The sequence below is a fragment of the Pseudomonas auratipiscis genome (assembly GCF_036324085.1).
Taxonomy (GTDB): Bacteria; Pseudomonadota; Gammaproteobacteria; order Pseudomonadales; family Pseudomonadaceae; genus Aquipseudomonas; species Aquipseudomonas auratipiscis.
In genome coordinates, this window is the sequence record NZ_JAZDCU010000020.1 from 36,490 (window position 1) to 60,617 (window position 24,128).

At 59.1% G+C, this 24,128-nt stretch carries 27 protein-coding genes; 16 read left to right on the top strand and 11 right to left on the bottom strand.

Features of this window, described 5'->3' with window-relative positions; genetic code table 11:
- The first annotated feature begins 49 nt into the window (after positions 1–49).
- From V0R60_RS22570 to tldD, 3 genes are read left to right on the top strand one after another with little or no spacing between them, the layout of a single operon-like run.
- Positions 50–3,859 (top strand): YhdP family protein, encoded by a 3,810-nt coding sequence (locus V0R60_RS22570; RefSeq protein ID WP_136477983.1) that lies wholly within the window; start codon positions 50–52, stop codon positions 3,857–3,859.
- Positions 3,860–3,873: 14 nt separating this feature from the next.
- Complete coding sequence (locus V0R60_RS22575) at positions 3,874–4,725, top strand: carbon-nitrogen hydrolase family protein (RefSeq protein WP_136477982.1); 852 nt, start codon at positions 3,874–3,876, stop codon at positions 4,723–4,725.
- Between the two features lie 2 nt (positions 4,726–4,727).
- Positions 4,728–6,167, top strand: coding sequence for a metalloprotease TldD (tldD, locus tag V0R60_RS22580; RefSeq protein ID WP_136477981.1), 1,440 nt, complete (start codon positions 4,728–4,730; stop codon positions 6,165–6,167).
- A gap of 42 nt (positions 6,168–6,209) precedes the next feature.
- Here tldD and yjgA read toward each other — a convergent pair whose 3' ends face one another.
- Positions 6,210–6,731 (bottom strand): ribosome biogenesis factor YjgA, encoded by a 522-nt coding sequence (gene yjgA / locus V0R60_RS22585; protein WP_136477980.1) that lies wholly within the window; start codon positions 6,729–6,731, stop codon positions 6,210–6,212.
- A 108-nt stretch (positions 6,732–6,839) separates the two neighbouring features.
- Between yjgA and pmbA the strand changes: the two genes are divergently transcribed.
- The 6 genes from pmbA (at position 6,840) to V0R60_RS22615 (ending at position 12,136) form a co-directional block, all read left to right on the top strand.
- A complete protein-coding gene (gene pmbA, locus V0R60_RS22590; RefSeq protein WP_136477979.1) occupies positions 6,840–8,186 on the top strand; it encodes a metalloprotease PmbA in 1,347 nt (448 codons plus the stop codon).
- A 178-nt stretch (positions 8,187–8,364) separates the two neighbouring features.
- On the top strand, positions 8,365–8,766 hold the full coding sequence (locus V0R60_RS22595) for a FagA protein (protein WP_136477978.1): 402 nt from the start codon (positions 8,365–8,367) through the stop codon (positions 8,764–8,766).
- Positions 8,759–10,135, top strand: coding sequence for a class II fumarate hydratase FumC (gene fumC, locus V0R60_RS22600; RefSeq protein ID WP_136477977.1), 1,377 nt, complete (start codon positions 8,759–8,761; stop codon positions 10,133–10,135). Before V0R60_RS22595 ends, fumC begins: the two co-directional genes overlap by 8 nt.
- Before the next feature lie 20 nt (positions 10,136–10,155).
- Complete coding sequence (locus V0R60_RS22605) at positions 10,156–10,617, top strand: hypothetical protein (RefSeq protein WP_136477976.1); 462 nt, start codon at positions 10,156–10,158, stop codon at positions 10,615–10,617.
- Positions 10,618–10,619: 2 nt separating this feature from the next.
- The gene (locus V0R60_RS22610; RefSeq protein ID WP_136477975.1) at positions 10,620–11,231 is read left to right on the top strand and encodes a superoxide dismutase; all 612 of its coding nucleotides are present in this window, start codon (positions 10,620–10,622) and stop codon (positions 11,229–11,231) included.
- 11 nt (positions 11,232–11,242) lie between these two features.
- Positions 11,243–12,136 carry a ZIP family metal transporter gene (locus tag V0R60_RS22615; RefSeq protein WP_136477974.1) on the top strand — a complete coding sequence of 298 codons (894 nt, stop codon included), beginning with the start codon at positions 11,243–11,245 and terminating at the stop codon, positions 12,134–12,136.
- A gap of 17 nt (positions 12,137–12,153) precedes the next feature.
- Here the strand turns inward: V0R60_RS22615 and V0R60_RS22620 are convergent, their stop codons facing one another.
- The 10 genes from V0R60_RS22620 to V0R60_RS22665 form a co-directional block, all read right to left on the bottom strand.
- Positions 12,154–12,426 (bottom strand): HPr family phosphocarrier protein, encoded by a 273-nt coding sequence (locus tag V0R60_RS22620; protein WP_136477973.1) that lies wholly within the window; start codon positions 12,424–12,426, stop codon positions 12,154–12,156.
- 20 nt (positions 12,427–12,446) lie between these two features.
- Positions 12,447–13,301 (bottom strand): RNase adapter RapZ, encoded by an 855-nt coding sequence (gene rapZ, locus V0R60_RS22625; protein WP_136477972.1) that lies wholly within the window; start codon positions 13,299–13,301, stop codon positions 12,447–12,449.
- Between the two features lie 2 nt (positions 13,302–13,303).
- Positions 13,304–13,768 (bottom strand): PTS IIA-like nitrogen regulatory protein PtsN, encoded by a 465-nt coding sequence (ptsN, locus tag V0R60_RS22630; RefSeq protein ID WP_136477971.1) that lies wholly within the window; start codon positions 13,766–13,768, stop codon positions 13,304–13,306.
- Positions 13,769–13,780: 12 nt separating this feature from the next.
- Positions 13,781–14,089, bottom strand: a complete 309-nt coding sequence (hpf, locus tag V0R60_RS22635) for a ribosome hibernation-promoting factor, HPF/YfiA family (RefSeq protein ID WP_028942831.1) — start codon at positions 14,087–14,089, stop codon at positions 13,781–13,783.
- A 78-nt stretch (positions 14,090–14,167) separates the two neighbouring features.
- Complete coding sequence (locus V0R60_RS22640; RefSeq protein ID WP_136477970.1) at positions 14,168–15,661, bottom strand: RNA polymerase factor sigma-54; 1,494 nt, start codon at positions 15,659–15,661, stop codon at positions 14,168–14,170.
- Between the two features lie 178 nt (positions 15,662–15,839).
- Entirely contained in the window at positions 15,840–16,565 is a 726-nt protein-coding gene (gene lptB, locus V0R60_RS22645; protein ID WP_038614382.1) for an LPS export ABC transporter ATP-binding protein, read from the bottom strand.
- Complete coding sequence (lptA, locus tag V0R60_RS22650) at positions 16,566–17,090, bottom strand: lipopolysaccharide transport periplasmic protein LptA (RefSeq protein ID WP_133217060.1); 525 nt, start codon at positions 17,088–17,090, stop codon at positions 16,566–16,568.
- Positions 17,077–17,649, bottom strand: a complete 573-nt coding sequence (gene lptC / locus V0R60_RS22655; RefSeq protein ID WP_136477969.1) for an LPS export ABC transporter periplasmic protein LptC — start codon at positions 17,647–17,649, stop codon at positions 17,077–17,079. Before lptC ends, lptA begins: the two co-directional genes overlap by 14 nt.
- Positions 17,650–17,657: 8 nt before the next feature.
- On the bottom strand, positions 17,658–18,182 hold the full coding sequence (locus V0R60_RS22660) for a KdsC family phosphatase (RefSeq protein WP_136477968.1): 525 nt from the start codon (positions 18,180–18,182) through the stop codon (positions 17,658–17,660).
- Positions 18,183–19,157, bottom strand: coding sequence for a KpsF/GutQ family sugar-phosphate isomerase (locus V0R60_RS22665; protein ID WP_136477967.1), 975 nt, complete (start codon positions 19,155–19,157; stop codon positions 18,183–18,185).
- Between the two features lie 245 nt (positions 19,158–19,402).
- Here V0R60_RS22665 and V0R60_RS22670 point away from each other — a divergent pair, with 245 nt between their 5' ends.
- The 7 genes from V0R60_RS22670 (at position 19,403) to murA (ending at position 24,083) form a co-directional block, all read left to right on the top strand.
- Entirely contained in the window at positions 19,403–20,212 is an 810-nt protein-coding gene (locus V0R60_RS22670; RefSeq protein WP_136477966.1) for an ATP-binding cassette domain-containing protein, read from the top strand.
- On the top strand, positions 20,212–21,009 hold the full coding sequence (gene mlaE, locus V0R60_RS22675; RefSeq protein WP_136477965.1) for a lipid asymmetry maintenance ABC transporter permease subunit MlaE: 798 nt from the start codon (positions 20,212–20,214) through the stop codon (positions 21,007–21,009). The genes V0R60_RS22670 and mlaE overlap by 1 nt, the downstream gene beginning before the upstream one ends.
- Complete coding sequence (gene mlaD, locus V0R60_RS22680; protein WP_136477964.1) at positions 21,009–21,476, top strand: outer membrane lipid asymmetry maintenance protein MlaD; 468 nt, start codon at positions 21,009–21,011, stop codon at positions 21,474–21,476. Before mlaE ends, mlaD begins: the two co-directional genes overlap by 1 nt.
- A gap of 9 nt (positions 21,477–21,485) precedes the next feature.
- Complete coding sequence (locus V0R60_RS22685) at positions 21,486–22,136, top strand: MlaC/ttg2D family ABC transporter substrate-binding protein (RefSeq protein ID WP_136477963.1); 651 nt, start codon at positions 21,486–21,488, stop codon at positions 22,134–22,136.
- Positions 22,133–22,438 carry an STAS domain-containing protein gene (locus V0R60_RS22690; protein WP_136477962.1) on the top strand — a complete coding sequence of 102 codons (306 nt, stop codon included), beginning with the start codon at positions 22,133–22,135 and terminating at the stop codon, positions 22,436–22,438. The genes V0R60_RS22685 and V0R60_RS22690 overlap by 4 nt, the downstream gene beginning before the upstream one ends.
- Before the next feature lie 115 nt (positions 22,439–22,553).
- A complete protein-coding gene (locus tag V0R60_RS22695) occupies positions 22,554–22,793 on the top strand; it encodes a BolA family protein (protein ID WP_010223373.1) in 240 nt (79 codons plus the stop codon).
- Positions 22,794–22,817: 24 nt separating this feature from the next.
- Positions 22,818–24,083 carry a UDP-N-acetylglucosamine 1-carboxyvinyltransferase gene (murA, locus tag V0R60_RS22700; RefSeq protein ID WP_136477961.1) on the top strand — a complete coding sequence of 422 codons (1,266 nt, stop codon included), beginning with the start codon at positions 22,818–22,820 and terminating at the stop codon, positions 24,081–24,083.
- Positions 24,084–24,128: the final 45 nt, after the last annotated feature.

Below are 24,128 nucleotides of genomic sequence, written 5' to 3' on the forward strand. Positions count from 1 at the left end.
AGTACTCGGTTGCGGCCATAGTTAACGCACGAGTTGGAGGGCCATTGCCATGGAACGTCTAATGCGCGTTCTTGGCGCGATGACCCGCTGGGGCCTGGGGATATGTGCCTTGCTGGCGGTGCTGGTAGCACTGTATGTCAGCCTTGGCCGGCAACTGGTGCCGCTGGTGGCCGAATACCGTGCCGAGATTGAAGACAAGGCTCAGCAGGCCTTGGGCATGCCCGTGCACATCGGTAGCCTGGAAGGGCACTGGAATGGCTTGGCCCCAGTGCTGGTGGTCAATGACATTCAAGTGGGCGAGGGCGCCACGGCGTTGCGCCTCGATGGGGTCAAGGCAGTCCCTGATCTGTGGGCCAGCTTGAGCGAGCGACAGGTGCGCCTGGCCAACCTGGAAATAGGCGGCCTGCACGTGAGCCTGCGCGAAGATGAACAGGGGGCCTGGACCCTCGACGGGCTGCCGAAAACCGATGATCAACCGCTCGACCCCGAGCAGTTGCTGCAGCGCATGCAAGCGGTGTCGAAGATTACTGTGCTCGACAGCCAGGTGACCCTCGAGCCGTTCCAGCACGAACCAATGACCCTTACCTATGTCAGCCTTGGCCTGCAGACCGGGAGTGTGCGCCAGCGTCTGGATCTGCGCCTGACCCTGCCGGACGGCCAGCCGGTGGCCATGAGTTTGCGCAGTCGCGTGCGTGCGCAACAATGGCGCGATGGTCAAGTCGATGCCTATCTCAGTCTGCCCCAGAGCGATTGGGCCCGCTGGTTGCCGCCTCGGCTGCTTGGGCAATGGCAGGCCAAGGAGCTCAAAGCGGGTGGTGAGTTCTGGCTGAACTGGGGTAAAGGCCAGATGCAGAGCGCTGTGGTTCGCCTGAACGCGCCTCAATTGCGCGCTGCCTATGGTGATCGCAAAGAAGCCAAGGTGGAAAACCTGGCGCTCAATGGCTGGTTCCAGCGTTCGGCGCAAGGTTTTGATGCAAAGATCGATTCGTTGGCCATGAGCCTGGGCAAGACACGCTGGGAGTCGCGCTTGCAGCTCAGTCAGACCGCGGCCAGTGAAAGTTCAGAAGAAACCTGGAGGGTTCAGGCCGATCGTTTGAACCTGACCCCGCTTACACCGCTGATCGAATCACTGGCACCGTTGCCCGAACAGGGCATGGCCGCGGTCGAGGGGCTCAAGGTTACCGGCAGTTTGCGTAACGTCTTGCTGGATATCCGGCCCAAGGCAAGTGGGGATCAACGCTTGAGTTTCGCTGCCAATCTTGAGCGAGTGGGCTTCGATGCTTATCACGGCGCACCGGCAGCGGGAAATGTCAGCGGCAGTATCAGCGGTGACCTGGGCCACGGCGAGCTGCGCCTGGACACCGACGCCTTCATGCTGCACCTGGACCCTATTTTCGCCAAACCGTGGAATTACCAGAAAGCCAATGCGCTGCTCACCTGGCGTCTCGACCAGGAAGGTTTCACCCTCATCGCGCCGTACCTGAAGGTGTTGGGCGAAGAAGGCAAGATCGCCGGTGACTTCCTCATTCGCCTGCTGTTCGATGAGGCGCGTGAAGACTACATGGATTTGCGTGTCGGCCTGGTCGAGGGCGACGGTCGCTACACCGCCAAGTACTTGCCTGAGGTCTTGAGCCCGGCATTGGATGAATGGCTGCGTACCGCGATTCTCAAAGGCGCAGTCGATGAGGGTTACTTCCAGTACCAGGGCTCGCTCAATCATGGCGCGTCAGAGCAGGCGCGCAGCATCAGCCTGTTCTTCAAGGTTCATGATGCTGCGCTGGATTTCCAGCCTGGTTGGCCGCAGGTACAAAAGGTCGATGGTGAAGTGTTCATCGACGACGATGGCGTGCGGGTCAACGCCAGGAGTGGACAGCTACTCGATACCCAAGTCAGTGATGTACAGGTCAATATCCCGCATGTCGCCAGTGGCGAGCACACTCATATGTACCTGGATGGCGCCTTTGACGGAGGCCTGGGCGACGGCCTGAAAATCCTTCAGGAGGCGCCGATCGGGACCGCTGCCATGTTCGCCGGCTGGGAAGGACAGGGTAGCCTGAACGGCAAGATCAAGTTGGACGTGCCTTTGGCCAAGGGGCAGCAACCGCAAGTAATGGTGGATTTCGACACCAGCGACGCACGATTGAAAATCGCTGCTCCTTTGCTCGAACTGAACCACCTCAAAGGTGCGTTCCGTTTCGATTACGCCAAGGGTCTCAGCGGTCAGAACATCAGTGCGCGGGTATTCGACAAGCCGATCACCGCGCAGATCTTTGCCGAAGGCAAACCCGGCCAATTGCAGACCCGGATCCAGGCCAAGGGTCAGGTTGCACTCACAGCATTGACCCAGTGGTTGCAGGTCAAACAGGCCTTGCCGCTTGCCGGAGAACTGCCGTATCAACTGCAACTGTCATTGGGGAGTCAAGATAACCAACTCAAGGTCGACTCCACACTCAAGGGCCTGACTATCAATTTGCCTGCCCCGTTCGGCAAGACTGCCAACGAAACCCGCGACAGCCAGTTCGGCATGAGCCTGCAGGGGCCTGAGCGACGCTTCAACTTCAGCTTCGCAGACGTCGCCAACATGGTCTATGCCGCGCCCATGGACAAACTTGACCAAGGGCGTGGTGAGCTGGTGTTTGGCAGTGGTAACGCGCAACTGCCTGGAGGCCAGGGCGTGCAGGTGCGTGGTCGCCTGGCTGAACTGGACCTGGCTCCCTGGCAGCAGCAAGCGCAAAGCTTGGGTGGCGATGATCCAAGTGGCAGCGCCCGGCAACTGTTGCGTGGCGTCAACCTGAGTATCAATCGCCTCAAGGGCGTAGGCCTGGAGCTGAACCAGGCGGTGGTAAGCCTGGTGCGAAACAGCAATAACTGGGCACTGCGTCTGGACAGTAAGGAAGTCATCGGAAATGCTCGCCTGCCTGATGCCAAGGGCGCACCGCTGGTGGTCAATCTGCAGACCATTCATTTGCCACCTCAGGACCCGGCCGAAATTACTGTACCCAATGCCCCTGATCCAATGGCCAGTATCGATCCTCGCAAAATTCCTTCTATCGACCTGAGCATCGACAGGCTTTTTCGTGGCGATGATTTACTTGGCAGTGCGGCGGTCAAAGTGCGATCGACGGCCAAGGGCATTGCACTGAATGACCTGGACCTCAACCTCAAGGGCTTGCAGATCGATGGTAGCGGGGGCTGGGAAGGCGCACCGGGCGCCAGTACCAGTTGGTACAAGGGCCGCCTGGAGGGCAAGAACCTCGCGGATGTGCTCAAAGCCTGGAACTTTGCTCCGACCGTTACCAGCCGTGACTTTCGTCTGGATGTCGATGCGCGTTGGCCAGGCTCGCCAGCCTGGGTCAGCCTGGCGCGGCTATCCGGCAGCCTCGATGCCGCCCTGCGCCAGGGGCAGTTCGTTGAAGTCGAAGGGGGCGCCCAGGCGTTGCGAGTATTTGGCCTGCTCAACTTCAATTCCATTGGCAGACGCTTGCGGCTGGACTTCTCCGACCTGTTCGACAAAGGCCTGAGTTACGACCGAGTCAAAGGCCTGCTGGTAGCCAGCGAAGGTGTCTATGTGACACGAGAGCCGATCACCGTGACTGGGCCTTCGAGCAACTTTGAGCTCGATGGTACTCTGGACATGGTGCGTGACCGCGTCGATGCCAACCTGCAGGTGAGTTTGCCGGTCACCAACAACTTGCCGTTGGCGGCCTTGATCGTGGGGGCGCCGGCAGTGGGGGGGGCGCTGTTTCTGGTCGATCGCTTGTTGGGTGACCGAGTGTCTCGCTATGCAAGCGTGCACTATCGCGTCGAAGGTCCCTGGAAAGAGCCTAAAATCAGCTTTGTAAAACCGTTCAACAAGTAGCCTCGGGAGCGCGCATGAAGTCAGCAGTGATCCAGATGGTCAGCCAGAGCGATATTTCGGCCAATCTCGAGCGCGCCCGGCAGTTGCTCGAACAGGCGGCTGAACGCGGTGCACGCCTCGCGGTGTTGCCTGAGAATTTCGCCGCGATGGGACGGCGCGACAGTGCAGCCATCGGCCGCGCCGAAGCACTCGGGCACGGGCCGATTCTGCCCTGGTTGAAACAGGCTGCTCGCGACCTCAAATTATGGGTGGTGGCCGGTACCTTGCCTTTGCCACCGCAAGGACTGCCCGACGCCAAGGCGCATGCGTGTTCGCTGTTGATCGACGATCACGGCCAAACCGTTGCACGCTACGACAAGCTTCACCTGTTCGATGTCGATGTCGCTGACAACCGTGGCCGCTATCGAGAGTCAGATGATTATGCTCACGGCGCCCAGGTGGTAGTGGCGGATACGCCGGTTGGTCGGTTGGGCTTGAGCGTATGCTATGACCTGCGATTTCCCGAACTCTACAGCGCCTTGCGCGCCGCCGGGGCCGAGTTGATCAGTGCGCCCGCGGCATTCACAGCGGTAACCGGTGCGGCTCACTGGGAGGTATTGATTCGCGCTCGGGCGATTGAAACCCAATGCTATGTGCTGGCAGCCGCCCAGGGCGGTACTCACCCGGGGCCGCGTGAAACCTATGGTCATGCGGCGATCATCGATCCTTGGGGGCGTATCGTCGCCGAACAGGCCAGCGGTGAGGCGGTGCTGTTGGCCGAACGCGACAGCAGCGAACAGGCGTCCATTCGGGCGCGGATGCCGGTGGCCTTGCACCGGCGCTTTTTCTCGCAGGACGCCTTGCGGCCTGCGCACACCTCGGAGTGACTATGAGCGAGATGTTATCCACTGTCAGCGAGCACCTGCTGGCGCCGGGGGGGCTCACCCTCGATAGCCTGCAGTCCGTGCTGGGTGAGTTGGCCGGCCCGGGTATCGATGCCGCCGACCTGTATTTCCAGGGACAGATTTCCGAATCCTGGGCACTTGAAGACGGAATCGTCAAAGAAGGCAGCTTCAACCTCGACCAAGGCGTCGGTGTCAGGGCCCAATCCGGTGAAAAAACCGGTTTCGCCTACAGCAACGCCATCAACCTCGAAGCGCTGACGTCGGCTGCCCGAGCCGCTCGCTCGATTTCCCGTGCCGGGCAAAATGGCAGTGTCCAGGCATTCAAGAGTCAGGAGATCGTCCAGCTTTACGGTACCGATAACCCGCTGGAAGTAATCAGCCGGGCAGAAAAGGTCGAGCTGCTCAAGCGTGTCGACGCCGCTACGCGGGCGCTGGATCCACGCATCCAACAAGTCACAGTGAGCATGGCCGGGGTCTGGGAACGTATCTTGATCGCCGCGGCCGATGGCAGCCTGGCTGCGGATGTACGGCCACTGGTGCGTTTCAACGTCAGTGTGATCGTTGAGCAGAACGGCCGGCGTGAGCGCGGTGGTCATGGCGGCGGCGGTCGCACCGACTATCGCTACTTCACCGACGAGCGGGTCATGGGCTTTGCACGTGAGGCGCTGCGCCAGGCCTTGGTCAACCTCGACGCTATTCCTGCACCGGCCGGCACGTTGCCAGTGGTGTTGGGTTCCGGTTGGTCTGGGGTCTTGCTGCACGAGGCGGTAGGCCATGGCCTTGAAGGCGACTTCAATCGCAAAGGCAGCTCAGCCTATAGCGGGATGATAGGCCAGAAGGTCGCCTCCAACCTCTGCACGATTGTCGATGATGGCACCCTGGAAGGGCGTCGTGGCTCGTTGAGTGTGGATGACGAAGGTACCCCGACCGAATGCACCACGTTGATCGAAAACGGCATTCTCAAGGGCTACATGCAAGACAAGCTCAACGCGCGTCTAATGGGTATGGCGGTCACGGGCAACGGTCGTCGCGAATCCTATGCGCACTTGCCGATGCCACGGATGACCAATACGTATATGCGTGCCGGTGAAAGTGATCCTGAAGAAATCATCAAGTCGGTCAAGCGCGGTATCTATTGCGCCAACCTTGGTGGTGGTCAGGTGGATATCACCAGTGGCAAGTTCGTGTTCTCGACCAGCGAAGCCTATCTGATCGAAGACGGCAAGATCACCGCACCGGTCAAAGGTGCGACCTTGATTGGTAATGGTCCGGAGGCCATGAGCCGAGTGTCGATGGTGGGTAATGATTTATCCCTGGACAGCGGCGTCGGCACCTGTGGCAAGGATGGTCAGTCGGTTCCGGTTGGCGTGGGCCAGCCGACGTTGAAGATCGATGCGATCACCGTTGGTGGCACGGGCGCATGAAATTGAGACCGGGCGGGCAGGTTGCCTGCCCGGTAGCAAGGGTCAGCGCAGGCCGCGCTGGCGCTCGTCGAGGTCGCGGATGTACTTGAAGATCTTGCGGCTGGCGGTCGGCGTCTTGTTGGTTTTCAACTCGTGCTGGGCCTGGCGGATCTGCGAGCGCAGTTGCTGGCGATCAGCATCGGGGAATTCCTGGACGAATTTCTCCAGGACATCGTCGGTGCCATTGATCAGTCGGTCGCGCCAGCGTTCAAGGTTGTGGAAACGCTCGTTGTACTGACGGGAGGATGCGTCGAGTTGGTCAAGAAGCGCAGTGATGGCGTCGATGTCCTGATCACGCATGAGCTTGCCGATGAACGACCGATGGCGTCTTTTCGCCTCGTTGGCGGTGTGCCGCTTGTGCTCTTCCAGAGCGGCGCGCAGTTCGTCGGTCAACGGCAATTTGGCCAGGATATCGGGCTTGAGCGTCGTAAGGCGCTCGCCCATCTCGACCAGGGCCTGCATTTCGCGCTTTACCTGAGTTTTGCTTTTTTCGCCGTCAAAGGCGGTGTCGTAAGAATCAACCATGGGGGCAGTCCGCTGAGAATCGCCGCCATGATAACCAGTCGGGGGCCGCTTGTCCGGTCCGGTCGTAGATTGACCCATGCCGAACGCAGAATTTGAGTGGAGAAAACCATGAGTGTAGTCCAGAGCGTAGGTCCACAGGCCCTGCCAGCCTTGCAGGAGCAGGTTGAGCAGATTATTGCCGAAGCCAAGCGCCAGGGGGCCAGCGCCTGTGAAGTGGCGGTCTCGCTGGAGCAGGGTTTGTCGACGTCGGTGCGCCAGCGTGAAGTGGAAACGGTGGAATTCAACCGTGATCAGGGCTTTGGCATCACCCTGTATGTCGGTCAGCGCAAAGGTTCGGCCAGTACCTCGGCCAGTGGTGCCGAGGCCATACGCGAGACCGTCGCGGCCGCCCTGGCAATCGCCAAGCACACCTCCGAAGACGACTGTGCCGGCTTGGCTGACCCGGCGTTAATGGCGCGTGACCTGACGGACTTCGATCTGTATCACGCCTGGGACATCACCCCTGAGCAGGCTATCGAGAAGGCGCTGGCTTGCGAAGCCGCCGCGTTCGACGCCGACACGCGAATCAAGAACGCCGACGGCACCACCCTCAACACCCACCAAGGCTGCCGCGTATATGGCAACAGCAATGGCTTTATCGGTGGCTATGCATCGACTCGCCACAGCCTCAGTTGCGTAATGATTGCCGAAGCCGACGGGCAGATGCAGCGGGACTATTGGTATGACGTGAATCGCCAGGGTGAGTTGCTCGCCGATCCGCGCAGCATCGGCCAGCGTGCCGCACAGCGGGCGGCCAGCCGGCTGGGCGCACGTCCGGTTCCCACGTGCGAAGTGCCGGTGCTGTTTTCCGCTGAACTTGCCGGTGGCTTGTTCGGCAGTTTCCTCTCGGCGATTTCCGGAGGCAGCCTGTATCGCAAGTCGTCGTTCCTGGAGGGGACCATGGGCCAGCGCCTATTTCCCAGCTGGCTGACCCTGGATGAGCGTCCACACCTGATGCGCGCCCTGGGCAGCGCGGCGTTTGATGGCGATGGTCTGGCGACCTACGCCAAACCGTTCGTCGAAAAAGGCGAGTTGGTGTCCTATGTTCTGGGGACTTATTCCGGACGCAAACTTGGCTTGCCGAGCACCGCCAATGCCGGTGGCGTGCATAACCTATACGTAACTCACGGTGTGGAGGATCAGGCGGCACTGATTCGGCGCATGGGCCGAGGGCTGCTGGTGACCGAACTGATGGGGCACGGGTTGAACATGGTGACGGGCGACTACTCACGAGGCGCAGCAGGCTACTGGGTCGAGAATGGCGAAATTCAGTTCGCGGTACAAGAAGTCACGATCGCCGGCAATATGAAAGATATGTTCCAGCAGATTGTCGCGATCGGGAACGACCTGGAAACCCGCAGCAATATTCATACGGGCTCGGTGTTGATTGAACGGATGACCGTCGCCGGCAGCTGATTTACGGATACGCGGGTTTGTCCCGCGAGTGTGTTTGCTCAGTGAAATAATTGAGCGCGGGGCAATCCCGCGCCTCCCCAAGCAGCCCGGCCATGTGTCGGGCTTTTTGTTTTTTCTGCTTTGCTCATCTTGAACTGATTATGATTATCACTTAATAATGAATATCATTATCTAGGCGATGATGTTCATGAAACCTGTCCTTCACGAATTGCCCTACCTTGAAAACTGGCGCTGGCTCAGTCGCCGTATACGTTGTGCGATGGAGCCGGACGAGCCGCGCTTGATCGAACATTACCTGGCTGAAGGTCGCTATCTGGTGTGCTGCACCGAGACTTCGGCATGGACCGTCGCCCTGACCTCATTCCGCTTGCTCCTGGATACCGCTTGCGATCGCATGCTGCCCTGGCATTGGCGCTGCCTGTGCCTGGACCAGGCCTGGAAGCCACTGTTGCAGTTGCGCAAGCTCGATGGTGGCGAGCATGGCCAGCGTTGGCAGCCTCTTGCCCTGCAATTGGCGAACTGCACGCTGCTGCCTTCGATTTCTTTCGCTGAACTGATGCAAGGACTTGATGATGAGTAATACCCGTATCGAGCGTGACAGCATGGGTGAACTGCAGGTGCCGGCCGAGGCCCTGTATGGCGCTCAAACCCAGCGCGCGGTAAACAACTTTCCGGTTAGCCAACAGCGCATGCCCGTCCAGTTCATTCGTGCACTGTTGTTGGCCAAGGCCGCTGCCGCCAAGGCCAACGTCGAACTCGAACAATTGGAAGCAGGCCAGGGCGACGCTATCGTCAAGGCGGTAGAGCAGCTCCTGGCCGGCGATTTTATCCAGCACTTCCCGGTGGATATCTTCCAGACTGGTTCCGGCACCAGCTCGAACATGAACGCCAACGAGGTGATTGCCACTCTTGCGACTCGTATCTTTGGCGACAATATCAACCCGAATGACCACGTCAATTGCGGGCAGAGCAGCAACGACATCATCCCCACCACGATTCATGTGAGCGCCGCTCTGGCATTGCACGAGCAGCTGCTGCCGGCCTTGAAGCATCTGGTACAGGTGATCGAGCGCAAGGCAGTTGAAGTGCATCCATTCATCAAGACCGGTCGCACCCATCTGATGGATGCGATGCCCGTGCGCATGAGCCAGGTGCTCGGTGGATGGGCGGCGCAGATTTCGGCCGCAGTCGCACACCTTGAGTCGACGTTGCCCGCTCTGCAGGCACTGGCCCAGGGCGGTACAGCGGTGGGGACCGGGATTAATGCCCACCCGCAATTCGCTGCGCACTTCAGCCAACAGCTTTCGACGCTCACCCAAGTACCGTTTACGCCGGGGCAAAATCTGTTTGCGTTGATTGGCTCGCAGGACACCGCTGTTGCGTTGTCGGGTCAGCTCAAGACCACTGCCGTCGCTCTGATGAAAATCGCCAACGACCTGCGCTGGATGAACTCCGGGCCACTGGCAGGCTTGGGCGAGATCGAGCTTGAGGGCCTACAACCTGGCTCTTCGATCATGCCCGGCAAGGTCAACCCTGTGATTCCGGAAGCCACTGCGATGGTAGCCGCCCAGGTTATCGGCAATGACGCGACCATTGCCGTGGCCGGTCAGTCGGGCAACTTCGAGCTAAACGTGATGCTGCCGATCATTGCCCAGAACCTGCTCAGCAGCATCGAGCTCATGGCCAATGTCAGCCGCTTACTGGCGGACAAAGCGATTGCCAGCTTCAAGGTCAACGCGCCAAAGCTCAAGGAGGCGTTGGCGCGCAACCCGATTCTGGTCACCGCGTTGAACCCGATCATCGGCTACCAGAAGGCCGCAGAAATCGCCAAGACCGCCTACAAGCAGGGGCGCCCGATTATCGACGTGGCCCTGGAACACACCGATCTGTCGCGTAGCCAACTTGAAGTACTGCTGGACCCGGAAAAGCTCACTGCTGGCGGTATCTGACACCGCCCTGGAGGTTTGTCATGCAGCACTGGAAACGCACCACCGAGATCGCCAACCGCCTGTTCGAACAAGGTGAGCTGGTAGATGCCCGCGAGTTGTATCTGCAGGCCCTGGCCCTGGCCCAGGTGTTATTCGAGCGCTGGCATGACGCCGACGAAGCGGTTGCCGTGTGTGTGATCGCGCATCACAACCTGGCCGATCTGCACTTGCGCCTGAATCAACCGCAGGAGAGCGCGGAATACCTCTGCGCTGTCCACCAGCGGTTGCTGCAGGCCATGCAGGATCAGCGTCTGGCCCCTGCACTGCGGCAAGCGGCGCTACGTCATAGCAGTAAAACCTACACCGAGCTATTGAATTTCATCAGCGAGTACGGGCAGTACCCGCGAACCGAACGCCTGCTTCACAGTCATGGCCCGCAACCGGTGGTACTGGCCGGTCAGGAAAGCGCCGGGTCTTCAGCACACCAATATGGAATCCACTGAGTATGCCTTACACCTTGCCTGCATTGCCTTACGCCTACGATGCGCTGGAACCGCACATCGACACCCAGACCATGCAAATCCACCACAGCAAGCACCACCAGACTTACATCAACAATCTCAATGCCGCGGTCGAAGGGACCGAGTGGGCTGATTGGCCGGTGGAAGCGCTGGTGGCTGCAGTCAAACAATTGCCGCACAAGCTTCAGGCTGCGGTCATCAATCAGGGCGGCGGCCACGCCAACCATTCACTGTTCTGGACGGTAATGTCTCCTCAGGGAGGCGGTGAACCCTTTGGGACGGTGGGCGAGGCGATCGATGCGCAACTGGGGGGCTTTGGGGCCTTCAAGGATGCTTTCACCAAGGCTGCGTTGACCCGCTTCGGCAGCGGCTGGGCGTGGCTGAGCGTAACGCCGGAAAAGACCCTCGTCGTGGAGAGCAGTGGCAACCAGGACAGCCCGCTGATGAATGGCAATACACCAATTCTGGGACTGGATGTCTGGGAGCATGCGTATTACCTGCTGTATCAGAACCGTCGCCCTGAATACATCAATGCTTTCTACAACGTGATCGATTGGTCCGAAGTAGAACGCCGCTATGTAACTGCCCTGGCGTGAGTCGCTCCGGTATGCGTTCAGATGTGATGTCCATTGGCAGCGTGCGCTTGTTTCGCCTGGCGCTGGGTACTGTGTTGTTACTGGTAGGCTTTGCACTGCTGGTGGCCCAGGGTTTTGCCTGGCTCGACCTTGAGCCACGAATGATGCGCGCGCTGGAAGGAGGCGCCTTGTGTGCGCTGGGCACCGCTCTGGGTGCAGTACCGGTGTTGGTAATCCGCAGTATGCCGGTTGCCTTGGCCGATACGTTGCTGGGCTTTGGTGCAGGGGTAATGTTGGCGGCGACTGCGTTTTCCCTGGTCATTCCCGGCCTCGATGCCGCTCAGGCGATTGGCCTGGGCAAATGGGGCGCCGGAGGGATGATCAGCTTCGGTTTGCTGTTCGGTGCGTTCTGTATCTACCTGGTCGACCTGAAAGTCTCCGGCGCATCGCCCGAGGCGTTGGTGGGCAACGCCCAACAGCCGGTGATTGCAGCGCGAATCTGGGTTTTCGTCATTGCCATCGTCGCTCATAACATTCCGGAAGGCATGGCTATCGGCGTGTCGGCAGGCGGTGGGATGGCCGATGCCGACAGTCTGGCGATGGGCATCGCGCTGCAGGACGTGCCTGAAGGTCTGGTGATTGCCCTGGTCTTGGCTGGCGCCGGTATGGCCCGGTTCAAGGCCTTCGCCATTGGTGCGGCATCTGGACTGGTCGAGCCGGTGGCGGCGGTGATTTGTGCCTGGCTGGTGACGGTGGCGCAGGTGCTGTTGCCGCTTGGCTTGGCCTGCGCGGCTGGGGCCATGTTGCTGGTGGTGACCCAGGAGATCATTCCCGAGTCACGCAGCAACGGTCATCATCGCCTGGCAAGCCTGGGGCTTTGCGTGGGCTTCTGCCTGATGATGGTGATGGATACGGCCTTGTCTTGAGAGGCGGGCGAGGGCGCTTACTCGCCCTCGTCGAAGTAGTTGTTGATCAGCTCGATCAGTGCCGTGAGCGCTGCATCTTCATCTTCACCCTCGGTGTGCAAGTGAACCTGGGTACCTTTGCCCGCGGCGAGCATCATTACCGCCATGATGCTCTTGCCGTCCACCAGTTTGTCGGGGGCTCGACCGACGCGCACGGTACAGGGGAAGCGTCCGGCCACGCCGACAAACTTTGCCGCAGCCCGGGCGTGCAGCCCCAGCTTGTTAATGATGGTTATTTCACGAGCGGGCATCGCGGCGGTGGTCCTGTGGGCTAGAGGTCGCGGTGGCGAACCTGGACATTCTTCAAGGATTGCTGCAGCAACTGGCCCAGGCGTTCAGTCAAATAAACCGAACGGTGGTGTCCCCCGGTACAGCCAATGGCAATGGTTACGTAAGCGCGGTTGCTGGCGGCAAAGCGTGGCAACCATTTAAGCAGGTAGCTGGAGATGTCCTGGTACATTTCCTCGACATCAGGCTGTGCAGCGAGGTAATCGATAACAGGCTGTTCGAGCCCGGAGTGATCACGCAGTTCCGGCTTCCAGTAAGGGTTGGGCAGGCAGCGCACATCGAACACGAGGTCGGCATCCACCGGCATGCCGCGCTTGAAACCGAACGACTCGACCAGAAATGCAGTACCAGGCTCCGGCTGGTTGAGCAGGCGTAGCTTGATCGAGTCACGTAACTGATAGAGGTTCAGGTTGGTGGTGTCGATCTTCAGGTCGGCAAGGTCGGCAATCGGCCCCAGCAGGTCGGTTTCGACCTTGATCGCTTCGGCCAGCGAGCGATTGGCGTTAGTCAGCGGATGGCGCCTGCGGGTTTCCGAGAAGCGCTTGAGCAGCGTTTCTTCATCGGCATCCAAGTACAGCACATCACATTGAATGTGCTTGCTTCGGGCGTCCTCCAGAAGTTCCGGGAATCGAGTCAGGTGACTCGGGAGGTTACGCGCATCGATCGACACTGCCACTTTCGGCTGCATCAACTCGGTGTTGATCAGGGCGTTTTCAGCCAGCTGCGGCAGCAGTCCGGCAGGCAGGTTATCGATGCAGTAGTAGCCGTGGTCCTCCAGGACTGCGAGGGCGGTGCTCTTGCCGGAGCCGGATCGGCCACTGACGATAATCAGGCGCATGTTCAGTGCTCGTTCTGTACGTCCAGTACAACCTGGTACAGGGCTTCACTGCTCTGGGCGGCACGTAGCCGGTCACGCACGTCCTTTCGGTCGAGCATGCTGGCAATTTGGCGCAACAGCTCGAGGTGCGCATCGGTAGCCGCTTCGGGAACCAGCAGGACAAACAGCAGATCGACCGGGGCGCCATCGATGGCGTCATAGTCGATCGGTGCTTCCAGGTGTATCAGGGCGCTGATGGGGGAAGTGCAACCTTTGAGGCGGCAATGTGGAATGGCAATGCCATTACCAAATCCGGTCGACCCGAGTTTCTCCCGGGCAAACAGGCTTTCAAAAACGATCTGCATCTCCAGGTCCGGAACTTCCCGGTGGATCAGGGTGGCGACTTCCTGGAGGGCGCGCTTTTTACTGCCACCCGGCGCGTTCACCAAGGAACGGCCGGGGGTCAGGATGGTTTCAAGTCGGATCATGGATGAGGGGGATCAGCGGGCCGCTGCACCTTGCAGCAGGCTTTGCTGTTTTTCCTTGTGTTTTTTCAGTTGGCGGTCGAGCTTGTCGGTCAAGGCGTCGATCGCTGCATACATGTCTGTGTGTTCGGCATTTGCAACCACTTCGCCGCCGGGAATAAACAGCGTTGCTTCAATTTTCTGCTGCAGTTTCTCGACCTTCATGATCACCGTTACGTTGGTAATCTTGTCAAAGTGCCCTTCCAGCCGTTTCAGTTTCTGTTCGACGTACTCGCGCAGCGGCTGGGTGACTTCTACATGCTGTCCACTGATATTGACTTGCATACAGCTTCTCCTTTTGTTGCCCGTGCATAAGAGGCAGGTGTTGCGCCTGCCACTGAACTGCTGTGGCGATCCTAGGGGCTACATCAGTCGCTTGCGTTCACTCGACGGTGCAATGCCGAGGGACTCGCGGTACTTGGCGACGGTGCGACGGGCTACCTGGATGCCTTGTGCCTCCAGTAAACCAGCGATCTTGCTGTCACTCAATGGCTTTTTCTGATTTTCCGCTGCAACCAGTTTTTTGATGATCGCGCGAATCGCTGTAGACGAGCACTCGCCGCCTTCAGAGGTGCTTACGTGGCTGGAGAAAAAGTACTTCAGCTCGTAAATTCCCCGAGGTGTATGCATGTATTTTTGCGTGGTGACCCGAGAAATGGTCGACTCGTGCATGCCCACCGCCTCGGCGATGTCGTGCAGGACCAATGGCTTCATTGCTTCGTCGCCGTGGTCGAGGAAACCACGCTGGTGCTCGACGATCTGGGTGGCAACCTTCATCAGGGTTTCGTTGCGGCTCTGCAGGCTTTTGATGAACCATCGAGCCTCCTGCAACTGGTTGCGCATGAAGGTGTTGTCGGCACTGGTATCGGCGCGGCGCACGAATCCTGCGTACTGCGGGTTGACCCGCAGGCGCGGCACGGCTTCCTGGTTGAGTTCGACCAGCCAGCGCTCGTTGTCCTTGCGTACGATTACGTCGGGGACTACATATTCGGGCTCGCTGGATTCGATCTGCGAGCCCGGGCGAGGGTTGAGGCTCTGGACCAGTTCAATGACCTGGCGCAACTCGTCTTCCTTGAGTTTCATCCTGCGCATCAATTGGCTGTAGTCGCGACTGCCGAGCAGGTCGATGAAGTCTCGCACCAGTCGCTGGGATTCGGCCATCCAGGGGGTATTGGCTGGCAGCTGGCGCAATTGCAGCAGCAAGCACTCACTGAGGTTGCGCGCGCCGATTCCGGACGGTTCGAACTGCTGGATACGGTGCAGCACGGCTTCGACTTCATCGAGCTCGATGTCCAGCTCGGGATCGAAGGACTCGCAGATTTCCTCGAGGGTTTCGTCCAGGTAGCCCTGGCTGTTGATGCAGTCGATCAGGGTAACGGCGATGAGCCGATCGGTATCGGACATCGGCGCCAGGTTCAACTGCCAGAGCAGGTGGCTTTGCAGGCTCTCGCCCGCCGACGTACGGGTGGTGAAGTCCCACTCGTCATCGTCGTTGCTGGGCAGGCTGCTGGCGCTGGTTTGGTAGATGTCTTCCCAGGCGGTATCGACGGGAAGTTCGTTGGGTATGCGCTCGCTCCATTCGCCATCTTCCAGGTTATCCACAGTTTGCGTGGTTTCCTGGAAGCTGCTGTCCTGGACTTCGGCGACAGGCTTGCTTTCGGCGTTATCCGCCATCGGGTCGCTGTTATCGAAGTCCTCGCCTTCTTCCTGGCGTTCGAGCATCGGGTTCGACTCCAGCGCTTCCTGGATTTCCTGTTGGAGGTCCAGGGTAGACAGCTGGAGTAGTCGGATAGCCTGTTGCAACTGAGGAGTCATCGTCAGTTGCTGGCCCATTCTTAGGACGAGCGATGGTTTCATGGCAGGGGCTTAACACCTTTTTCGCCGGCGCACATGCGCCATCCACTACAAGGGCACCGAAGCGCCAACTTTAAGCAAGTTATATGCCTGAAATTGGAGCGTTTGCCTAGGGTGCCGTACCAATTAAGCCGGATTTCACCGGATCAGCAGCCCAAGGCAAATGCTGGTCGCTTCGAACTTACAAGCGGAACTCGTGGCCCAGGTAGACCTCTTTGACCAGGTCGTTGGCCAGGATGGTCTCTGCGTCGCCTTCGGCAATCAGTTGACCATCATTGACGATGTAAGCTGTTTCGCAGATATCCAGGGTCTCTCGGACGTTGTGGTCGGTGATCAACACACCGATGCCCTTGGCCTTGAGGTGGTGGATGATCTGCTTGATGTCACCGACCGAAATCGGGTCGACACCGGCAAAGGGTTCATCGAGCAGGATGAATTTCGGCGCGGTAGCCAGGGCGCGGGCAATTTCCACGCGGCGACGTTCGCCACCGGAAAGGCTCATGCCAAGGTTGTCGCGAATGTGGCTGATGTGAAATTCCTGCAGCAGGCTTTCCAGTTCTTTGCGACGTCCGGCGGTGTCGAGGTCCTTGCGGGTCTCGAGGATCGCCATGATGTTGTCGGCAACCGAAAGCTTGCGAAAGATCGAGGCTTCTTGCGGCAGGTAGCCGATGCCGGCGCGTGCGCGGCCATGCATGGGCTGGTGGCTGACATCCAGGTCGTCGATCAGGACGCGGCCCTGATCGGCCTGGACCAGGCCAACGATCATGTAGAAGCAGGTGGTCTTGCCGGCGCCGTTAGGGCCTAGCAGGCCGACGATCTGGCCGCTGTCGATAGACAGGCTGACGTCGCGTACCACTTGCCGGCTCTTGTAGCTCTTGGCCAGGTGCTGGGCTTTGAGGGTCGCCATTTACTCGGCCTTCTTCTTCGGCTGGATCACCATGTCGATACGTTGGCGCGGCGTGGTCACGTTGCCGCCACGACCGGCAGTCGCTACCTGGGACTTGGTGTTGTAGACGATCTTCTCGCCTTCGGTGGTATTGCCTTCGTTGACTACCTTGGCACGGTCGGTGAGCACGACCAGATCTTTTTGTGCCTGGTACTGGATGGTCACGGCATAGCCTTGCATTTTGTCGGGCTTGGCGGCGCTCTGCTGCTGCTCGAAGTAGGCCAGGTTGCCCACCGAAGTCACCACGTCGATATCGCCGGATTCGGCGCGCGTGATGGTTACGGTATTGCCTTTGATCATCATCGACCCTTGAGTGATGATGACGTCGCCGGTATAGGTGGCAACGCCTTTCTTGTCATCCAGATGCGCGTTGTCGGCCTGGATACGGATAGGCTGATCGCGGTCGTTCGGCAGGGCCCAGGCGCTCGCGCTTCCCAGTGCTGCGCTCAGGCTGAGCAAAAAGGGGAGGGTTTTAACGAGCCTCATACTGTCCTCTTACGTTAGAAAGCAGGTCCATCCTGCCTTCTTTCAAATACGCTTTCATTCCATTGCCCGTAGTGACGCCACCGGCGCCGTCGATTCTAACGGCTTGCTCGGTTTGAGCATATTGCTTCTGCGGGAATACGGTCATGCGACTGCTGGTAATGATCATGGTGCGGTTCTTTTCATCGGTCCGGGCAACCCGTACCGAGTCGATCAGTTCCACTTCAGTGCCGTCAGGATTGACCTCGCCCTTTTCACTTTGCACATGCCAAGGGTAGGTGGTGCCGCGATACATCTGCAGGTCCGGCTTGGTCAGCAAGGTCACTTCGCTGACCATGAGGTGCTCGACCTTATCTGCAGTCATCTCGTACTGCATTTTGCCATCAGGCAGGAACTGCACGCTGTGGGCATTGGTGGCGTAGTAATCGATTGCGTTCTTGTCGACGGTCGCCTGGGGCTTGTCGAGGAAGGTCTCGGGACTGATGTTCCAGTAGCCGACCGCCACCAGCAAGGCGGCGATCACACTGAACAGCGCAATGGTTCGAATCTTTTTACTGAACATGTGTCGCTCTACAGGTAATTGGCATTGGCCGCGTCGAGATTGCCCTGGGCTTGCAGGATCAACTCGCAGAACTCTCGTGCGGCGCCTTCACCGCCACGGGCCTTGGTGATCCCGTGGGCGTGCTCGCGTACGAAGGTTGCGGCATTGGCCACTGCCATGCCCAGGCCGACGCGACGGATCACCGGCAGGTCGGGCAGGTCGTCGCCCAGATAGGCGACCTGTTCATAGCTTAGGTTGAGTTGGCCAAGAAGTTCGTCCAGCACCACCATTTTATCTTCGCGGCCTTGATACAGGTGAGGAATACCGAGGTTCTTGGCCCGGCGTTCGACTACCGGGGTTTTGCGCCCACTGATAATTGCCGTGGTAACGCCCGAGGCCATGAGCATTTTAATGCCTTGGCCATCGAGAGTGTTGAATGTCTTGAACTCGCTGCCATCTTCGAGGAAATACAAACGCCCGTCGGTCAAGACGCCATCAACGTCGAAGACGGCGAGTTTGATGGCCTTGCCACGTTGAAGCAGGTCCTGGCTCATTTACATCACTCCCGCACGCAACAGATCGTGCATGTTCAGGGCGCCAACCGGGCGCTCGTTCTTGTCGATCACAACCAGGGCGCTGATCTTGTGATCTTCCATGATTTTCAGGGCCTCGGCGGCGAGCATTTCGGCACGGGCAGTCTTGCCATGAACGGTCATGACGTCTTCGATCAGGGTTGTGTGCACATCGATGCTGCGATCCAGGCTGCGGCGCAAGTCACCGTCGGTGAAGATCCCGGCCAACCGTCCGTCGGCTTCGAGGACCACAGTCATGCCCAAACCTTTGCGAGACATTTCAAGGAGCGCGTCCTTGAGCAGGGTGCCGCGCTGCACGTGAGGCAACTCCTCGCCTGCGTGCATGACGTTTTCGACTTTCAGCAGCAGTCGACGCCCGAGGGCGCCGCCAGGGTGAGAGAACGCGAAGTCTTCAGCGGTGAAACCGCGCGCCTCGAGCAGCGCAATGGCCAGGGCATCGCCCAATACCAACGCCGCGGTCGTCGAGGACGTCGGAGCCAGGTTGAGCGGACAGGCCTCCTGGGCGACGCGAGCATCAAGATTGACCTCCGCAGCCTTGGCCAGGGGCGAGTCTGGGTTGCCAGTGAGGCTGATCAGTTGGATGCCCAGACGTTTGATCAACGGCAGCAACGTAACGATTTCGGCGGTAGATCCGGAATTGGACAGGGCGAAGATGACGTCGTCACGCGTGATCATGCCCATGTCGCCGTGGCTGGCTTCAGCCGGGTGCACGAAGAATGCCGGGGTGCCGGTGCTTGCCAGGGTGGCGGCGATCTTGTTGCCGATGTGCCCAGACTTGCCCATGCCGACCACTACCACCCGGCCCTTGCTGGCCAGGATCAGTTCGCAGGCCTTGACGAAATCGGCGTCGATGTGGGCCAGCAAGCCCTCAACCGCTTCGAGTTCGAAACGGATGGTGCGTTGCGCGGATTGGATCAGGTCGCTGGATTGGCTCATGTCGAAAATCGGATTGCCTGATGAAAAGGCGGCGATTATAGCGGTAATGCGCAAAACCCTCACCTTGTGATTGTCATACAGTCGCTCAGTTACCTTAACCGTAGCTGAACAAGCACAGCAGCGGCCTTGGGGCGCCGCTATCAGCGATGCTATAGTTCGCCGCCTGTTCGGCCCGCTTCGGGCGTTCGTGCCTCCATGAAGGGGGCGCGCGTCTGAGTGAAAAGGGTGCATCGCAAGGAGTTTAGATGAGCGTTGATAACGCCTACGCGGTCGAATTGAAGGGCCTGTCCTTCAAGCGCGGTTCGCGCAGCATCTTCAATAATGTCGATATACGCATTCCCCGCGGCAAGGTCACCGGCATCATGGGACCCTCCGGGTGCGGCAAGACCACACTGTTGCGTCTGATGGGGGCACAGCTGCGTCCGAGCAGCGGTGAAGTCTGGGTTGCCGGTCAGAATCTGCCGACGCTGTCGCGCAGCGATCTGTTCGATGCACGCAAGCAAATGGGAGTGCTGTTTCAAAGTGGTGCGCTGTTTACGGATCTCGATGTATTCGAGAACGTGGCGTTTCCGCTGCGGGTACATACCAAGCTGTCTGACGAGATGATTCGCGATATCGTCTTGATGAAGCTGCAGGCCGTCGGCTTGCGCGGCGCCATCGAATTGATGCCTGACGAACTGTCCGGTGGCATGAAGCGCCGAGTGGCCTTGGCGCGTGCCATTGCCCTGGACCCGCAGATCCTCATGTATGACGAACCCTTCGTCGGCCAGGACCCGATCGCCATGGGCGTTCTGGTGCGCTTGATCCGCTTGCTCAACGATGCCTTGGGTATTACCAGCATCGTGGTATCCCATGACCTGGCCGAAACTGCCAGTATTGCCGACTACATTTACGTGGTCGGTGATGGCCAGGTGCTTGGCCAGGGCACTCCGGATGAGCTGATGGGGTCGGATAACCCGCGCATTCGTCAATTCATGAAAGGCGACCCGGATGGCCCGGTGCCCTTTCACTTTCCTGCGCCGGATTACCGCGCCGATCTTCTGGGGAAGCGTTGATGCGCAGAAAATCCTTACTCGAACGTATTCGCCGCTTTGGCCGTTCGGCCATCGATGTGCTGGCGATACTCGGCCGCTCGTTCCTGTTCCTCCTGCATTCTCTGGTAGGGCGCAGTGGGACTGGCGGCGGTTTTCAACTGCTGGTCAGGCAACTTTATTCGGTCGGCGTCCTGTCGCTGGCGATTATCGTCGTATCCGGTGTGTTCATCGGCATGGTGCTGGCGCTGCAGGGCTTCAGTATTCTGACCAAGTACGGCTCGGAACAGGCGGTGGGGCAGATGGTTGCCTTGACCCTGCTGCGAGAGCTGGGTCCGGTGGTCACTGCGCTGTTGTTCGCCGGGCGGGCCGGTTCGGCGCTTACCGCCGAAATCGGCAACATGAAGTCCACCGAGCAGTTGTCCAGCCTGGAAATGATCGGTGTTGATCCGCTCAAGTACATTGTTGCTCCGCGGCTATGGGCTGGCTTCATCTCGCTGCCATTGCTGGCGCTGATTTTCAGCGTGGTGGGAATCTGGGGTGGGTCGTGGGTGGCAGTCGACTGGCTGGGCGTCTATGAAGGCTCGTTCTGGGCGAACATGCAAAATAGCGTGTCGTTTACCGATGACGTGCTCAATGGCGTGATCAAAAGTATTGTTTTTGCCTTCGTTGTTACCTGGATTGCCGTATTCCAAGGTTATGACTGTGAGCCCACGTCAGAGGGGATCAGTCGTGCCACTACCAAGACCGTGGTCTATGCCTCGTTGGCAGTCCTGGGTCTGGACTTTATTCTGACCGCCTTGATGTTTGGAGATTTCTGATGCAAAACCGCACCCTGGAAATCGGTGTCGGCCTGTTCCTCCTGGCGGGGATCCTGGCGCTGATTCTGCTGGCCCTGCGTGTCAGCGGCCTGTCGGCGAGCCCGAGCAGCGATACGTATAAAGTTTATGCAAATTTCGACAATATCGCTGGTTTGACGGTCAGAGCTAAAGTGACCATGGCCGGTGTAACCATCGGTAAGGTCACAGCCATCGATCTGGACCGTGACACCTATACCGGTCGAGTGACGCTGCAACTGGAAAAACGCGTAGACAACCTGCCTACCGACTCCACTGCATCTATCCTCACCGCTGGGTTGCTCGGCGAGAAGTACATCGGGATCAGCGTGGGCGGTGAAGACGCAGTACTCAAGGATGGTTCGACCATCCATGACACGCAGTCGGCGCTGGTGCTGGAAGATCTGATTGGCAAGTTCCTGCTCAATACCGTTGGCAAAGAAGCTAAATAAGGGGTTTCCATGATTTCTATCCTGCGACGCGGCTTGCTGGTGATTTTGGCGGCGCTGCCGTTGATGGCTGGCGCGGCTGCCCAGTCACCCAAAGAGGTGATTCAGGGCACCACCAATCAATTGTTGGCCGATCTGAAGGCCAACAAGGAGCAATACAAGGCCAATCCTAGTGCGTTCTACGATGCGCTCAATGCCAACCTGGGTCCGGTTGTGGACGCCGATGGCATTTCGAAAAGCATCATGACCGTCAAATATTCGCGCAAGGCCACCCCGGAGCAGATGCAGCGCTTCCAGGAAAATTTCAAACGCAGCCTGATGCAGTTCTATGGCAATGCCCTGCTCGAATACAACAACCAGGGCATTACCGTCGGCAATGCCAAGCTTGACGGTGATGATCGTGCCAGCGTCGACATGACGGTCAAGGGCAATAATGGCGCCGTCTACCCGGTGTCCTACACCCTGACCAAGCTGGGTGGCGAGTGGAAGGTGCGTAATGTCATCGTCAATGGCATCAACATCGGCAAACTGTTCCGTGATCAGTTCGCCGATGCCATGAACCGCAATGGCAATGACCTGGACAAGACCATCGACGGCTGGGCAGGTGAAGTGGCCAAGGCCAAGGAAACCGCCGACGAAGCAGTCGAGAAGCAAGCCCAATGAGTGATAGCGCCGTAACCATGAGCGAGCCGGGCGTCCTCAGCCTGGCCGGGGTGCTGGACCACCGCAGTGGTCCCACCTTGCGCAAGGAAGGCAAGGCCTTGATTGCTGCGTGCAAGGCCCAAGGCCTGGTGCTCGATTGTTCCAGGGTGGAAAAATCCAGCAGCGTCGGACTGTCGCTGTTGTTGGCGTTCATGCGCGATGGCAAGGCGGCCGGGAAGGCAGTCGAGTTGCGTGCGATGCCCCAGGACATGCGTGAAATCGCCGAGGTTTACGACCTCGATGAGGTGCTGGTCGGTCAATGATCGCCAGCCAGTAACTGGCCCCTCTGTCAGAGTCTCCGATTACGGGGTTCGCAGGCGAGGGGCTTTTTTGTATGATGGCCGACCCGCGCGCACAGGGCGCCGATTGAGGTTGAGCATGCAGGCCGTAGAAGTTAAGAACTTCCTTGAAGAAAAGTTGCCGGGAACCCGGGTCGAAGTTGAAGGCGAAGGCTGCAACTTCCAGTTGAACGTGATCAGCGACGAGTTGGCGGCCCTGAGCCCGGTCAAGCGTCAGCAGCAGATCTATGCTCATCTTAATCCGTGGATCACCGATGGCAGCATCCATGCGGTAACCATGAAATTTTTCAGCAGCGCAGCCTGGGCTGAGCGCACCTGAGCCTAAATTGGCGGCGAGACAGAAATGGACAAACTGATTATTACTGGCGGTGTTCGCCTCGATGGCGAAATCCGCATTTCCGGTGCCAAGAACGCGGCTCTGCCGATTCTTGCCGGTACTCTGCTTTGTGATGGACCAGTAACGGTCGGCAACCTGCCGCACCTGCACGACATCACCACCATGATCGAGCTGTTCGGACGCATGGGCATCGAGCCTGTGATCGACGAAAAGCTCTCGGTTGAAATCGATCCGCGCACCATCAAGACCCTGGTCGCACCGTACGAGCTGGTTAAAACCATGCGTGCCTCGATCCTGGTTCTGGGCCCAATGGTCGCTCGTTTCGGCGAGGCCGAAGTGGCGCTGCCTGGCGGTTGCGCCATCGGTTCGCGTCCTGTCGACCTGCACATCCGTGGCCTTGAAGCCATGGGCGCGAAGATCGAGGTCGAAGGCGGCTACATCAAGGCCAAGGCGCCTGAAGGTGGCCTGCGTGGTGCACACTTCTTCTTCGACACCGTCAGTGTGACCGGTACCGAGAACATCATGATGGCCGCGGCCTTGGCCAAGGGCCGCAGCGTTCTGCAGAACGCCGCGCGTGAGCCGGAAGTGGTGGACCTGGCCAACTTCCTCAACGCCATGGGCGCCAAGGTTCAGGGTGCCGGTACCGATACCATCACTATCGATGGCGTCGAGCGTCTGGGTTCTGCAACCTACCGCGTCATGCCAGACCGTATTGAAACCGGTACCTACCTGGTCGCTGCTGCCGTCACCGGTGGCCGTGTCAAGGTCAAGGACACCGACCCGACCATTCTTGAAGCCGTCCTTGAGAAGCTCAAGGAAGCCGGCGCCGAAGTCACCACCGGTGAAGACTGGATCGAGCTGGACATGCATGGCAAACGGCCAAAAGCCGTCAACCTGCGTACCGCTCCGTACCCGGCTTTCCCGACCGACATGCAGGCGCAGTTCATCTCTCTCAACGCGATTGCCGAAGGCACTGGCGCAGTGATCGAGACGATTTTCGAGAACCGTTTCATGCACGTCTACGAGATGCATCGTATGGGCGCATTGATCCAGGTCGAAGGCAACACCGCGATCGTTACCGGTACCAAGACCCTCAAGGGTGCTCCAGTAATGGCCACCGACTTGCGGGCCTCGGCCAGCCTGGTGCTGTCGGCCCTGGTCGCCGAGGGTGACACCTTGATCGATCGCATTTACCACATCGACCGTGGTTATGAGTGCATCGAAGAAAAACTGCAGATGCTGGGCGCCAAGATCCGTCGCGTACCGGGCTAGTCTGTTATCGGCGCAGGGACGCGCCAGCCAATTGCTGCACCGAAT

Coding starts and splice junctions, on each gene's coding strand:
- V0R60_RS22670 (WP_136477966.1), top strand. CDS start 19,403: ATGAGCGTTGATAACGCCTACGCGGTCGAATTGAAGGGCCTGTCCTTC.
- V0R60_RS22570 (WP_136477983.1), top strand. CDS start 50: ATGGAACGTCTAATGCGCGTTCTTGGCGCGATGACCCGCTGGGGCCTG.
- lptB (WP_038614382.1), bottom strand. CDS start 16,565: ATGGCGACCCTCAAAGCCCAGCACCTGGCCAAGAGCTACAAGAGCCGG.
- pmbA (WP_136477979.1), top strand. CDS start 6,840: ATGAGTGTAGTCCAGAGCGTAGGTCCACAGGCCCTGCCAGCCTTGCAG.
- ptsN (WP_136477971.1), bottom strand. CDS start 13,768: ATGATCCGACTTGAAACCATCCTGACCCCCGGCCGTTCCTTGGTGAAC.
- V0R60_RS22595 (WP_136477978.1), top strand. CDS start 8,365: ATGATGTTCATGAAACCTGTCCTTCACGAATTGCCCTACCTTGAAAAC.
- V0R60_RS22610 (WP_136477975.1), top strand. CDS start 10,620: ATGCCTTACACCTTGCCTGCATTGCCTTACGCCTACGATGCGCTGGAA.
- fumC (WP_136477977.1), top strand. CDS start 8,759: ATGAGTAATACCCGTATCGAGCGTGACAGCATGGGTGAACTGCAGGTG.
- V0R60_RS22620 (WP_136477973.1), bottom strand. CDS start 12,426: ATGCCCGCTCGTGAAATAACCATCATTAACAAGCTGGGGCTGCACGCC.
- V0R60_RS22615 (WP_136477974.1), top strand. CDS start 11,243: ATGCGTTCAGATGTGATGTCCATTGGCAGCGTGCGCTTGTTTCGCCTG.
- murA (WP_136477961.1), top strand. CDS start 22,818: ATGGACAAACTGATTATTACTGGCGGTGTTCGCCTCGATGGCGAAATC.
- V0R60_RS22695 (WP_010223373.1), top strand. CDS start 22,554: ATGCAGGCCGTAGAAGTTAAGAACTTCCTTGAAGAAAAGTTGCCGGGA.
- mlaE (WP_136477965.1), top strand. CDS start 20,212: ATGCGCAGAAAATCCTTACTCGAACGTATTCGCCGCTTTGGCCGTTCG.
- V0R60_RS22575 (WP_136477982.1), top strand. CDS start 3,874: ATGAAGTCAGCAGTGATCCAGATGGTCAGCCAGAGCGATATTTCGGCC.
- mlaD (WP_136477964.1), top strand. CDS start 21,009: ATGCAAAACCGCACCCTGGAAATCGGTGTCGGCCTGTTCCTCCTGGCG.
- yjgA (WP_136477980.1), bottom strand. CDS start 6,731: ATGGTTGATTCTTACGACACCGCCTTTGACGGCGAAAAAAGCAAAACT.
- V0R60_RS22605 (WP_136477976.1), top strand. CDS start 10,156: ATGCAGCACTGGAAACGCACCACCGAGATCGCCAACCGCCTGTTCGAA.
- rapZ (WP_136477972.1), bottom strand. CDS start 13,301: ATGCGCCTGATTATCGTCAGTGGCCGATCCGGCTCCGGCAAGAGCACC.
- V0R60_RS22690 (WP_136477962.1), top strand. CDS start 22,133: ATGAGTGATAGCGCCGTAACCATGAGCGAGCCGGGCGTCCTCAGCCTG.
- lptC (WP_136477969.1), bottom strand. CDS start 17,649: ATGTTCAGTAAAAAGATTCGAACCATTGCGCTGTTCAGTGTGATCGCC.
- V0R60_RS22660 (WP_136477968.1), bottom strand. CDS start 18,182: ATGAGCCAGGACCTGCTTCAACGTGGCAAGGCCATCAAACTCGCCGTC.
- lptA (WP_133217060.1), bottom strand. CDS start 17,090: ATGAGGCTCGTTAAAACCCTCCCCTTTTTGCTCAGCCTGAGCGCAGCA.
- V0R60_RS22640 (WP_136477970.1), bottom strand. CDS start 15,661: ATGAAACCATCGCTCGTCCTAAGAATGGGCCAGCAACTGACGATGACT.
- V0R60_RS22685 (WP_136477963.1), top strand. CDS start 21,486: ATGATTTCTATCCTGCGACGCGGCTTGCTGGTGATTTTGGCGGCGCTG.
- V0R60_RS22665 (WP_136477967.1), bottom strand. CDS start 19,157: ATGAGCCAATCCAGCGACCTGATCCAATCCGCGCAACGCACCATCCGT.
- tldD (WP_136477981.1), top strand. CDS start 4,728: ATGAGCGAGATGTTATCCACTGTCAGCGAGCACCTGCTGGCGCCGGGG.
- hpf (WP_028942831.1), bottom strand. CDS start 14,089: ATGCAAGTCAATATCAGTGGACAGCATGTAGAAGTCACCCAGCCGCTG.